Annotated in this window: 11 protein-coding genes; 9 read left to right on the forward strand and 2 right to left on the reverse strand. The window is 62.6% G+C overall.

What is annotated here, in order from left to right:
* The first annotated feature begins 9 nt into the window (after positions 1–9).
* From LG324_RS03140 to LG324_RS03160, 5 genes are read left to right on the forward strand one after another with little or no spacing between them, the layout of a single operon-like run.
* On the forward strand, positions 10–846 hold the full coding sequence (locus LG324_RS03140) for a class II fructose-bisphosphate aldolase (RefSeq protein WP_226283161.1): 837 nt from the start codon (positions 10–12) through the stop codon (positions 844–846).
* Positions 843–1,661 carry an HAD-IA family hydrolase gene (locus LG324_RS03145; protein WP_053084050.1) on the forward strand — a complete coding sequence of 273 codons (819 nt, stop codon included), beginning with the start codon at positions 843–845 and terminating at the stop codon, positions 1,659–1,661. The genes LG324_RS03140 and LG324_RS03145 overlap by 4 nt, the downstream gene beginning before the upstream one ends.
* A complete protein-coding gene (gene eutH / locus LG324_RS03150) occupies positions 1,652–2,926 on the forward strand; it encodes an ethanolamine utilization protein EutH (RefSeq protein WP_048697000.1) in 1,275 nt (424 codons plus the stop codon). The genes LG324_RS03145 and eutH overlap by 10 nt, the downstream gene beginning before the upstream one ends.
* A complete protein-coding gene (locus tag LG324_RS03155; protein WP_192912060.1) occupies positions 2,923–3,918 on the forward strand; it encodes a phosphotransferase in 996 nt (331 codons plus the stop codon). Before eutH ends, LG324_RS03155 begins: the two co-directional genes overlap by 4 nt.
* Entirely contained in the window at positions 3,893–5,215 is a 1,323-nt protein-coding gene (locus tag LG324_RS03160; protein ID WP_053084051.1) for a transaldolase family protein, read from the forward strand. Before LG324_RS03155 ends, LG324_RS03160 begins: the two co-directional genes overlap by 26 nt.
* A gap of 390 nt (positions 5,216–5,605) precedes the next feature.
* Here LG324_RS03160 and LG324_RS03165 read toward each other — a convergent pair whose 3' ends face one another.
* Together LG324_RS03165 and LG324_RS03170 are read right to left on the reverse strand one after the other, a co-directional pair.
* Positions 5,606–5,899, reverse strand: a complete 294-nt coding sequence (locus LG324_RS03165) for a hypothetical protein (RefSeq protein WP_318843261.1) — start codon at positions 5,897–5,899, stop codon at positions 5,606–5,608.
* Positions 5,900–6,179: 280 nt separating this feature from the next.
* On the reverse strand, positions 6,180–6,983 hold the full coding sequence (locus LG324_RS03170; RefSeq protein WP_318843262.1) for an amino acid permease: 804 nt from the start codon (positions 6,981–6,983) through the stop codon (positions 6,180–6,182).
* A 542-nt stretch (positions 6,984–7,525) separates the two neighbouring features.
* Between LG324_RS03170 and LG324_RS03175 the strand changes: the two genes are divergently transcribed.
* The 4 genes from LG324_RS03175 to LG324_RS03190 all read left to right on the forward strand — a co-directional run bounded on the left by LG324_RS03175 (position 7,526) and on the right by LG324_RS03190 (position 11,816).
* A complete protein-coding gene (locus LG324_RS03175; RefSeq protein ID WP_048699970.1) occupies positions 7,526–8,887 on the forward strand; it encodes a glutamine synthetase family protein in 1,362 nt (453 codons plus the stop codon).
* 70 nt (positions 8,888–8,957) lie between these two features.
* Entirely contained in the window at positions 8,958–10,259 is a 1,302-nt protein-coding gene (locus LG324_RS03180; RefSeq protein WP_404353173.1) for an aldehyde dehydrogenase family protein, read from the forward strand.
* 91 nt (positions 10,260–10,350) lie between these two features.
* Entirely contained in the window at positions 10,351–11,118 is a 768-nt protein-coding gene (locus LG324_RS03185) for a 3-oxoacyl-ACP reductase (RefSeq protein WP_048702000.1), read from the forward strand.
* The gene (locus tag LG324_RS03190) at positions 11,118–11,816 is read left to right on the forward strand and encodes a gamma-glutamyl-gamma-aminobutyrate hydrolase family protein (protein WP_048702002.1); all 699 of its coding nucleotides are present in this window, start codon (positions 11,118–11,120) and stop codon (positions 11,814–11,816) included. Before LG324_RS03185 ends, LG324_RS03190 begins: the two co-directional genes overlap by 1 nt.
* Positions 11,817–11,982: the final 166 nt, after the last annotated feature.

An 11,982-nucleotide genomic window follows, 5' to 3' on the forward strand; every position in this document is an offset into this window, starting at 1 on the left:
GCTAAGTTGGTGCCCGTCCTTGAGGCCGCCACGGCGGGCGGCTATGGCGTCCTGGCGGTCAACATCGTGAACGGGCTGACGCTCAGGGCGGTGGTTGATGCGGCCGAAGAACTACGCGCACCGGTGATAGTTCAGACGTCCGTCAAGACGGTCCTGTCGCAAGGTATTCCCGAGACCATGTCCATGTATCGCCACGCCGCCGAGCGCGCGACCGTGCCGGTGGTGCTCCATCTAGACCACTGCACCGATCGAAATGTGCTCCTCGACTGCCTGAAGGCTGGCTGGGGTTCTGTGCTTTTCGACTGTTCGGGTCGCACGCTCGAGGAGGCGACCGAGCAAACCAAGCAGGTAGTGAGGGAGGCTCGGAGCTTTGGGGCGGACGTCGAGGGTGAGATCGAGGGGATAACGGGTGTCGAGGACGGGGTCGGCAGCGACGACAAATCGGAGCTTTACCCCCTGGATGACGCAGTGCGCTTCATACGCGAGACAGGGATCGACTGCTTCGCGCCAGCCATTGGCAACGCACACGGTGACTACCCCCAGCTTCCCAACCTTGACGTCGACCGGGTGGACTCGCTGGTGGACGCGACCGGGCTCCCTATGGCGTTGCATGGCGGGAGCGGGCTGAGCGACGACCAGTTTCGGGACCTGATTTCCCGTGGCTGCGCCAAGGTGAACATCTCCACCGCACTCAAGCAGGCATACATCGACGCGCACCGGGATTTCCTGGCGGAGAACCCGGACTGCCATGAACCCTTGACGTTGATGGCGTTTGTGTCGAGCCGCGTGAGCATGGTCGCGCAGGGGCTCATCAAGGTATTCGGCAGCGAAGGGCGTGTCGCATGAGGGCGCTCATCTTCGATTGCGACGGCGTACTCGCAGAAACTGAGCGCGACGGACACCGGGCGGCCTTCAACCGGATGTTCGCCGCGGAGGGTCTCGACTTCGAGTGGACTGAAGACGACTACGCCTCGGTGCTGAGCGTCGCAGGCGGCAAGGAGCGACTGCGCCGGTTATGCACCGACGCGTTCGTGGAGCGACACGGGCTACCGACCGAGCAGGCAGCACTTGATGAGCTCGTGGCGTTGTGGCATCGACGCAAGACGCAGATTTTCTTGGACCTCGTCGCCGAGGGGCGGATGCCATCTCGCGCCGGCGTCCGACGCCTCGCTTCTGAGGCGCGCGCCGCTGGGTGGCGTTTAGCCGTGGCGTCCACGTCCGCTGTCGTGTCGGTGGAGGCAATCGCTGAACAGGTGCTGGGCCGAGAGTTGCTGGGTGAGTGCGTGATCGCTGCTGGTGACATGGTGGAGAACAAGAAACCCGCGCCGGACATCTACCTCCATGCGGCACGTCTGCTGGGGATCGACGCATACGACGCCGTGGCCGTGGAGGACTCGCATGTCGGGGTGTCGGCCGCCGTGGCCGCCGGCATGCGCGTAGTAGCAACAGTCAGTCATTACACGGCAGATGAGGACTTGACTGCAGCCGACATCGTTGTCGACGGCCTCGGGGAGCCCGACGGTGCTGCAATCGCGGTGTACAAGAACGACACAAAAACAGAGATCAAAACTCATGTCGCTTTGGAGCACGTCGCCTCGTTGTTGGGTCAATCAGGGGCTATGCGTGGAGCGGCCCTGCCGAAGGTGGACTCATGGAAATAATTAGCGACACGGTCATCTACATTATGATGGCGTTCGTCCTGATCGGCGCGGTGGCGGCTATCAGAGACGATCAGGGGGGCATTGGCAAAGAGTTCATGCAAGGCCTGCACTCGATCGGCTATCTGTTCATCCCCGTCGCCGGAGTGATGGCTTCGCTTCCATACCTGAGCATCTTCGTCGAGAAGGTCCTAGGGCCAATTTGGTCGGCTCTAGGAGCCGATCCGGCCATAGCCGCCACGACGTTCATTGCGTCCGATATGGGTGGCTATCAGCTGGCAGAGGCAACGGCCCAAAGTGACGGCGCATGGATCACCGCCATGGTCACCGGCTACATGGCCGGAGCGACAATTGTGTTCACGATTCCGGTGGGCTTGGCGATGTTGCAGAAGGCAGACCACAAGTATATGGCACTTGGCATCATGTCCGGGATTCTTACGATCCCGATTGGTGTCGCGGTGACTATGCTTATCGTCTTGGCGACCGGGGCCGATATCCGGTCCGAATCAAGCACCACCGGGCCAGCGGACACGCCGATCTCCGGGCTTGATGTGGGCGCCCTCGTCGGCAATCTGGTGCCCCTTGTGATCGTCGTGCTTTTGATCGCCGCCGGTCTTAAATTCTTGCCCGACCTGATGATCAAACTTTTCATGGTCTTCGGCCGATTCATTGACGCGGCGGTCAAAATCATTCTGGCCCTGTCAATCGTCGAGTACTTCACCGGGGTCTTTTCGCGTGTTTTTGGTTCCTGGGGCTTCGACGCCATCATTGCCACTGAGGATAATACGTTCCGAGCGCTGGAAGTCGCTGGATACGTTGGAATTATGCTTGCCGGGGCGTTCCCGATGGTTTACGCAATTCAGAAGTACATGTCGCGTCCGCTGAACGCAGTGGGTTCAAAGTTCGGCATCAGCCAGCCAGGTATGGCTGGAATTCTAGGTGGATCGGCCAACGTGCTGGCTTTGTTCCACCTGATCAAGGAGATGCCCCCGAAGGACAAGGTGCTGGCCGTAGCCTTCGCCACGACGGGGGGATTCCTGCTCGGCGACCACCTGTCGTTCACAGCGAACTTTCAACCGAATCTGATTGTCCCCGTCCTGATCGGCAAGTTGACGGCTGCCCTTCTCGCCATGGCGCTGGCCTACAAAATCGCTGTGCCAACCGCCCGCCGGCTGGAGGCAGCCGACCTCGAGCCTGGCCTCGCCTCAAGCCCCCCAGTTGCGGGGCTTGGCGCGACCGGGACAGAGACGCGGGGGTCTGACGAATGACCCAATCCCTGAACAACGTCGCGGCTTGTGACCCGCCGTGCGTCCGACAGGCGGTAGCCCGGCTGTGGCCAGGAGCCACCTGGTCCGCGGAGCCGCTTGACGGCGGCATGACGAATCGAAACTTCAAGGTCGAGGTACAGATAACCGACCGAGAGCAACGTACGGTGGTCGTTCAGGAGCAACTGCCTGACGCGCTCGCAGCACGGGTCGGTATTCATCGTGAGAACCAAGTTCGCGCCATGGCCATGGTGCTGGACTTGGGTTTGGCACCCGAAGTGCTCGGACAGTGGACAGAACCCCGGGTTCTAGTCTCCGAGTTCGTAGAAGGCGCGTTGCTGTCCGCGGTCCCGGATCGGGTTCATGCGACCGCGCTGGTGGGTCAAGCCCTGGCGAAGCTGCACAAGCACACGCAGGGCGTGGTAATGACGGGTCCTATTTCCGACCCATACAGCGGCACCGCGTGGATCCTGAATCAGGTCAAGAGCGAGGCCCCGGCCACGGCGGAGACGTTCGCGTGGACGATGGACATTCTCGCCCGCATTCAGGCTGCGTGCGGGCCGTACACGCCCAGTCTGCTCCACTCGGATGTCTCCGAGGGCAACGTGATCATCCTTCCCGACCGGGCGGTGCTCATCGATTGGGAGTACGTCGGAGCGGGCGACCCCTACTACGACGTAGGGGACTTCGCTGAGAAAGTGAAGCTCTCCAGCTCGGAGGAGGAGGCACTTCTGTGCGCCTACGACGGCGTCCTAGTGCCCACTTCGTTGGCTATGGCGCGCTTGTACCGGTTTGTCAGCATGCTGCGCGAGGCATTGTGGTCCGTCCGAGCAGGTACGACGGGCTTCACAGAGTTCGACTACGCCAATTACGCCCGTGCATGCCTAGCAAGGATGAGAGAAATTTCGCAGTCCTCGGAATTCGCTGACAGCTTGCACCTACTCGAGAACACCAATCAAGGAGAAATGAATGACTTACGCCAACGGCACAGCTGACCCCGTAGGCCTGGATGCGACACGGTTCGAAACCAGAATCGGACACGAGGGCTACGTCCGGCGGCTCCCGGAGCGAGTCACCCGCACCATCACCGCCAGCAAATTGGAGGTCACCGACCGGTTCCGGGAGGTAGTAGACCTGTTCGGCGAGGACCACCAGGAGACCCCCGCAGGGTTCCGCATCGAGATGGCTACCCACGGTTCGGTCACCAGCGTCGACCTCGTCCGAGACATCGGATACGAACGGGGCGGCACGCCCCGGCCAACGCCGCTGCTGTTCTCGGCCGACTCCGCCAACCCCTACGAGGTCTCGGACTGCGCGCCCCTGATCGCCAACGTCACCTGCAACCCTGGGATCGTCTACGACCTCTTCATCAATAACCCGGACGCAAACATCGGTGGACACTTCACGACCCTCGACGAAGTCCTTGTGGAGTTGAGCAAGGCGGCCGGACCAGGATGCGATGTCTCAGTCGAGATCGCGAACCCTTATGGCGACATCAACGAGATCCTGGAGGAGGTAGCGCGCTACGAGGAGATCCTGACCCGGCACCGGCTGGTGGTGAAGGTTCCACATACCGGCCCGCTCTCCGCAGACACGGCTGGCGACCTTCTCAAGGGCAACGGATTGCTTCGCAAACGCTACAACTCTGGTGCCCCGCGCGACATGCTGCGGGGCCACGCGCTCGCTCGGCAACTGCACGACCTTGGGCACCGGGTGAACTTCACTTTGATGTTCGAGCCGCACCAAACGCCGTTGGCGCTGCAGGCACGCCCCTACTTCATCAACGCCTTTGTGCGGCACCGAGCTGACGCCACGAGGCGGATGCGTGGATTCGTCGCTGCCTACGACGCGACTTCAGACGAGCAGTTCGTCGCGGACCTCAGGGACTACCTCGTTCGCATGGACTACCTCGGTACCGACGACAAGGCCTTGGACCTCCTGACGGTCCTGCGGTTGACTCGCACACTTCTGCGTCAGCGAGACGATGGCCCCGACGACGGTATGGACAGTGTCCGCAGGTCGCTGCGCTGGCTATCCACCACACACCTGCCGGAGACCCGTCTGATCGTCTGTTCGATGGACGGCGAGCAGATGTTTCCGGATCTCATGACCATGCTCAGTGAACCCGAGTTCTTACCACTACACCGGCGGGTGCTCGTTACGGCCGATCCGGCCTACCTGGCTCGGTGGACTACCAGCCCACACGTAGTGACCTACCAGCGTCGATTCCTGTCCGCCGTCCGTTCGGCACCGGACGCACTCAGCGCCGGCACATCGTCATCCAGGTCCTGATCGTCCACCAATCGTGTTAGCACCACACAAGGCCATCCACCCCTCGGCCGTCTCCTGGCCCTATGCCCCGTGGTGCGGGCTATGGGTCCCGGAGTGGCAGAACGCCGGGCATCACCGCGGACGGCAGCTCGGGTCCCCGTGGCGGGGTCCGCGATGGGCGGCCCCCGCCAACCGGGCGACGGCACCATTCCGAGCCGCCACGAGGGACCCGAGCGTGGCTACCGGTCCCTTCGGGAAACCGGGCCAGATACGCGTGATCGGGCCAGCCCCAAGACGTCCGCCTCACCGTTCGGTGCCGCCATTTGCCCGTGGTATTGAGTTCACCCAGTTCCGTCCCTGACACGAGCTTTGCAGCATCTCCCAATGAGACTAGCCGACCGTTGAGACGGCTCAGGACAACTCGGACTCAGCCTGCTGAATGGCCGCGAACTCCTCCTCGGGGGCGCTTGCGACGAGGCGGTGTCGGCTGTAGAACCAGAAGTAGGCCAGCGCAACAACGAAGATGAGCGCCGTGATTCCGGCCGCCTTCTCATCCACGAAGAACGTCGCAATCACTGCCGTCAGCGCGAGGGTTAGCGCAACGGCGGTCGTGACCACTCCGCCGGGAGTGCGGTAGGGCCGCTCGAGCTCGGGCTCACGGATCCTGAGCACGATATGCGAGACCATCATGAGCACGTACGACACGGTCGCACCGAACACAGCGATGTTGATCAACAAGGCGCCGCGAACACGATCGAGAAAAAGCTGGCGACTAGGCCCGCTAAGCCCACGTAGTTGACGAAGTCGGCTACCCAGGTGTCCCCGCCAAAGGCGGATCGGATGGCCTCCGGAAGAGGGTTGTCCGAGTCCGCAATCGCCGAGGACCCGGCACCGCCGGGCGCAATGAACAGCATCAGTGCAGCCGGTCACGAGCAGAATCGTCATCGCAGTGATGATCCCGCGTGGCATGTCCCGCTCCGGGTCGTTAGCCTCTTCTGCTGCCAACGGGACTCCCTCGACCGCAAAGGAAGAACCAAATTCCGTACACCAGTTCGCCTAGAACGCCGGCATACCCGAACGGAATGAAACTGTTCGCGCCGGCCGCGCCTGTCGGCTCGATGTCAAACAGGTTAGCGAACTCAAACTTCGGAGCCATTGCGATCACAAAGACCACCAGCGCAACGAGGGCCACGGCCTCGACGGCTACGGCTCTCTGGTCCGCGGCCCTCCCGCCGTAGGGCCCGACAACCCCGAGCGTCGCCACGGTGATGGCAAACATCAACCGCATTGCCTCACCCACGCCGTACAGATGGATCCCAACGAACACGGCATAGCACGCCAGGTAGATCGGCCACCCACTTGTCAGGCCGAACAAGCCAAGAGCCTCAATGTAGCCGCCGATGAACACCGAGATGGCCGCTGGAGCTATGGCGTACTCGATCAGGATGGCCATTCCCGTTGCGAAGCCTCCAAGTGGCCCCAACGCCCGGCGCGCGAAACCATAGCCAGCGCCCGCCACCGGCAGAGCGGACGCAAGCTCGGCCAGACCGAAGACCATGCACGTGTACATGGTCGCCATTAGGACCGTCGCAATGAATAGACCACCCCACCCGCCCTCTGCCAGCCCAAAGTTCCATCCGGCGAAGTCCCCCGAGATCACGTACGCGACCCCGAGCCCCGCGAGCAGGACCCAACCCGCAGCGCCCCGGCGCAACTGGCGATGCTCCAAGTAGTCAGAACTGACCTGCTCGTAGTCGACTCCACGCGCTCGGCGTCGTGCAGTGCTCATGCGGCTCCCTGTCCTCATCGGTACGGCACCTCGCGCCACGCGCGCAAAGGGGCGATGAGGGTGACGCGCGCCACACGCACGTGTCAACCCCCAGGAGGCTTGCGGCCGAGGGCCCCTGCACTTGGGCCTAAAGGATTGTCACCAAGCCATTGACATGGCGAGGACCGCACTGCTTCCATGGTCGCAATGGACCGCAGTCAGGCCAAGCCGGCCGCGAGCGGTCCTTGGGACCTCCTCGACTGCAACACGGCGAGGCGGGCACGTCAGCGCAGGCGAAGCCCGGGATGGCGGGGTAGTTCGGGCATCTTGCGAGGGCTGGCACAGCTCGTGTCCTGAGACTAAATCTGGAGCTGAACTCGGTTTGCTAGGACTCACCATTGGCGCGCTTACCGACCATTAGTCGTTGACGCTCGTTCTTGTACCTGAAACACTGTTGGATCGAACACGATGGGAACGCGCCGCGTTCGGACCCCTCAATGGTGTGTTACACGGCCATTGCTTGGGACAAGCGACGCAGGCCTGCTTACGAAAGGGATGGCTTAGTGACACGGCGAAACGCGCGGCTCTTAAGCGCAGACGAACTCGTAGCCCGTATTGAGGCGGACCTGATCGACACGGTGATCGTGGCGTTCACGGACATGCAGGGACGGCTCCTGGGCAAACGCTTCCACGGTCGGTACTTCGTGGATGTGGTTGCAAAGCATGGCACCGAGGGGTGTAACTACCTACTCAGTGTAGACGTTGATATGAACACGGTTGAGGGATACGCCATGAGCTCGTGGGAAAAGGGCTACGGAGACATGGAGTTCGCCCTCGACTTCGACACAATCCGCGTTCTTAAGCATCTGCCAAAGACCGCGATCATCCAGTGCGACCTAACGTGGCTCGACGAGAGTCCCGTGATCCAGTCGCCACGCACGATCCTCAAAGCGCAGGTTGAGAAGGCAACGCAAGCCGGCTACGTCGCCAAAGCGGGTACCGAGCTGGAGTTCATCGTCTTCGATACAACCTACGAAGAGGCCTGGTCGTCGAACTACCGGGATCTGACACCTTCTAACCAGTACAACGTGGACTATTCGATCCTCGGCACTTCTCGCGTCGAGCCACTCCTACGCGACATCCGTAACACGATGTACGCGGCGGGCATGGATGTTGAATGCGCGAAGGGGGAATGCAACTTCGGTCAACATGAGATCGGCTTCTTGTACGACGATGTCGTTGCTACCGCCGACAACCACTCGGTATACAAGACCGCCGCCAAGGAGATCGCCGCGCAGCACGGCCAAGCGCTGACGTTTATGGCTAAGTATAACGAGCGTGAAGGCAACTCCTGCCACATCCACCTGTCGCTGCGTGGCTTGGAGGACGAGATCGTGTTCTGGCGCGACGGCGCCCGCACACCGCTCTACGACCAATTCATCGCGGGGGTCCTAACGATGATGCGAGACTTTACGTTGCTGTACGCGCCGAACGTCAATTCATACAAACGTTTCGCCGACGGTTCTTTCGCCCCGACCACCGTTGCGTGGGGACTCGACAACCGCTCCTGCGCGATCCGGTTGGTGGGGAAGGGAGCGGGGGCGCGGATGGAGAACCGCGTGCCTGGCGGTGACGCGAACCCATACCTAGCTCTCGCGGCGATGCTGGGCGCTGGCCTCTACGGCATCGAGCACAAGTTGGAACTCGAGCCGGAGTTGACCGGAAACGCGTACACCTCCGACAAGCCAAAGGTCCCGAACACCCTGCGTGAAGCGCGCGACGCCTTCACCACGTCGGCGGCCGCCAGGCAGATTCTCGGCGACGAAGTTGTCGATCACTACACCACCATGGCCGACGTCGAACTCAAGGCCTTTGAAGCGTCCGTCACCGACTGGGAGCTGCGTCGCAGCTTCGAACGCATGTAAGGGAGCCCCCGTGAGCGACACATATACCGTGGTGAACCCTGCGACTGAACAGGCCGTCGCAGATGTGCAAATGGCCGACCTCGCGGCCGTTGATGCCGCAATAGACCGAGCGGCCGCAGCCCTGCCAGCCTGGCGGGCCATCACGCCTGGGGAGCGCGCCACTCTGCTGCGTCGATTTGCTTCGGTTGTCGATGCGCACGTGGAGGAACTTGCCGAACTCGAAGTACGCAATTCCGGCCACACGTGGGGCAACGCGGTGTGGGAAGCGGGCAACGTCCGCGACGTGCTCAACTACTACTCGGCGAGTCCAGAACGTCTGACTGGACACCAGATTCCCGTGGGTGGTGGTGTCGACATAACTTTCCACGAGCCGCTTGGTGTCGTCGGCATCATCATGCCGTGGAATTTCCCGATGCCTATCGCGGCCTGGGGTTTCGGTCCTGCGCTGGCGGCCGGCAACACCGTCGTCCTTAAACCGGCCGAGCTGACTCCGCTGACCGCCATCCGTCTGGGTGAGTTGGCGCTGATGGCCGGCCTGCCTGAGGGCGTTCTTACGATCGTGCCCGGACGAGGATCGATTGTGGGTGAGCGGTTCGTGACCCACCCGACCGTTCGGAAGGTATGCTTCACCGGCTCGACGGGGGTCGGTAAACGCATCATGGCTGGCTGCGCCGACCAAGTGAAGCGCGTGACGCTCGAGCTTGGCGGTAAGAGCGCCAACATCGTGTTTGCGGACGCCGACCTAGCTAAGGCCGCGGCAGCTGCGCCGTCCGCAGTGTTCGACAATGCTGGGCAGGATTGCTGCGCCCGCTCTCGCATCCTTGTGGAGCGCTCCGCCTACGACGAGTTCGTATCGCTGCTCGAACCGGCCGTGCAGGGCGTCAAGGTACTCGACCCCTCTGATCGCTCCAGCGAAATGGGCCCCCTCATTTCGGCGGCACAGAAGGCCACCGTGCAGGGCTACGTCGACGACGTTGAGGTAGCTTTTTCCGGCTCGCGCCCCGACGGCCCCGGGTTTTGGTTCGCACCGACGGTCGTCTTGACGGACGATCCAAGCGAGCGCATCTGGCGCGATGAGGTGTTCGGTCCGGTCGTGGCGGTGATGCCCTTTGACGACGAGGCGCAGGCAGTTCAACTCGCCAACGACACCGAGTTTGGTTTGTCCGGGTCGATTTTCACGCGGGACGTCGGTCGGGCGCTGCGAGTATCGCGCGCCGTCGAGGCCGGAAACCTGAGCATCAACTCTCATTCGGCCGTGCGCTACTGGACACCGTTCGGCGGGTTCAAGCAATCCGGTCTGGGCCGCGAGCTCGGTCCCGACGCGCCCCACTCGTTCACTGAGGTCAAGAACGTCTTCATCAGTAACGAGTAGTTGGACCCCACCGGCGAGCGGAAGTTGGCGTTCGCCCCTCACGCAACCGTCTCCCCATTATTGGATGATCATCGAAAAGGAAGTGGAAGTCATGGCAGGACGCATCGAAGGCAAGGTCGCCGTCGTTACCGGGGGTTGCTCCGGCATCGGCCTTGCGGTCGTGCAGAGGTTCGCTGCAGAGGGCGCGAAGGTGGTCATCGGCGACGTCGACGACGTAAAGGGGCCCACGATCGCTGAGCAGGTCGGCGGCACCTACGTGCACGTGGACGTTACAGACAAGCGGCAAGTCGACGCACTGTTCAAGACGGCGTTCACCACCTACGGATCGGTGGACATCGCGTTTAACAACGCCGGGATCTCGCCGCCGGAGGACGCCTCGATCCTCGACACCGAACTGGAGGCGTGGAAGCGGGTCCAGGAGGTCAATCTGACCAGCGTTTACCTGTGCTGCAAGGCCGCGCTGCCCTACATGCTCGAGCAGAAAAGCGGCTCCATCATCAACACCGCCTCGTTCGTCGCCGTGATGGGTGCGGCTACGTCGCAGATCTCGTACTCGGCGTCGAAGGGCGGTGTGCTGTCGATGTCGCGCGAATTGGGTGTGCAATTCGCTCGCGAGGGCGTGAGAGTTAACGCGCTGTGTCCAGGACCGGTCAACACGCCCTTGCTGCAGGAACTGTTCGCAACGGACCCGGAGCGTGCCCAGCGCCGACTGGTACACGTTCCGCTCGGCCGGTTTGCTGAGCCCGCGGAGATGGCCAATGCTGTTTTGTTCTTGGCCTCCGACGAGTCAAGCTTTATCACCGCCTCTACCTTCTTGGTGGACGGCGGCATTTCAGGCGCCTACGTTACCCCTGTGTGATGCACCCGGTCATCGGCATATCTGCCGCTCGTGAAACCTCGCAATGGGGGGTGTGGGACGAAGTAGCGGACGTTCTGCCCGCAAGCTATTCGCAGTCTGTGGAACGGGCTGGCGGGGCGCCAGTGCTGCTCCCGCCGAGCGTCCCGCGGGTAGCCGCATCGGTGGTACGTCGGCTGGACGGGCTCGTGATCGCCGGGGGCCCCGACGTGCAGCCGATGAGGTACGGGGAACGGCCGCACGAGCGGACTATGGGCTGGCGCGAGGACCGTGACGCGTGGGAGCTCGCCCTCCTCGACGAAGCCGCCAGGATCAACCTGCCCGTGCTAGGCATCTGCCGAGGCATGCAACTCATGGCGGTGCACGCTGGGGGAGTGCTTGAACAGCATGTGCCTGACCGCGTCGGCTCACAGCAGCACTCGCCGGGTGGGAACTCGTACGGCGACATCGCGGTTGACATCGTTGTCGCCAGCCGACTGGCTCGAGCTATAGGGGCGCGGGGCGCCGTGAGGTGTCACCACCATCAAGCGGTCAGCGCCCATCCGGGCTTCGAACCAGTCGCCTGGGCCGCCGACGGAACCCTGGAGGCGATGGAGGACCCGCAACACCCGTTCCGGCTTGCAGTGCAATGGCACCCGGAGACCCAGGAGGACGCGGGCTTGTTCAGGGCATTGGTCGCAGCCGCGGCGGCGGCTCCTTGATCGGCGTCCTGGTCGCGGTGCGTTCACTCGTCCAGCGAACCAGCTTGACGGGCCCCACGCGCCCTCCTCGCTCCACGGCTCGGCTGGTAGACGTTCGGTGTGCGGCTCAGACGATGGACGATGCTGCGGGAGCGCCGCCCTGCCACGTGAGACCTGCGTTAAGTAT

The organism is Phycicoccus jejuensis, from assembly GCF_044797865.1.
Lineage (GTDB): Bacteria > Actinomycetota > Actinomycetes > Actinomycetales > Dermatophilaceae > Phycicoccus > Phycicoccus jejuensis.

Coding starts and splice junctions, on each gene's coding strand:
- LG324_RS03145 (WP_053084050.1), top strand. CDS start 843: ATGAGGGCGCTCATCTTCGATTGCGACGGCGTACTCGCAGAAACTGAG.
- LG324_RS03190 (WP_048702002.1), top strand. CDS start 11,118: ATGCACCCGGTCATCGGCATATCTGCCGCTCGTGAAACCTCGCAATGG.
- LG324_RS03160 (WP_053084051.1), top strand. CDS start 3,893: ATGACTTACGCCAACGGCACAGCTGACCCCGTAGGCCTGGATGCGACA.
- LG324_RS03155 (WP_192912060.1), top strand. CDS start 2,923: ATGACCCAATCCCTGAACAACGTCGCGGCTTGTGACCCGCCGTGCGTC.
- LG324_RS03170 (WP_318843262.1), bottom strand. CDS start 6,983: ATGAGCACTGCACGACGCCGAGCGCGTGGAGTCGACTACGAGCAGGTC.
- eutH (WP_048697000.1), top strand. CDS start 1,652: ATGGAAATAATTAGCGACACGGTCATCTACATTATGATGGCGTTCGTC.
- LG324_RS03185 (WP_048702000.1), top strand. CDS start 10,351: ATGGCAGGACGCATCGAAGGCAAGGTCGCCGTCGTTACCGGGGGTTGC.
- LG324_RS03180 (WP_404353173.1), top strand. CDS start 8,958: ATGGCCGACCTCGCGGCCGTTGATGCCGCAATAGACCGAGCGGCCGCA.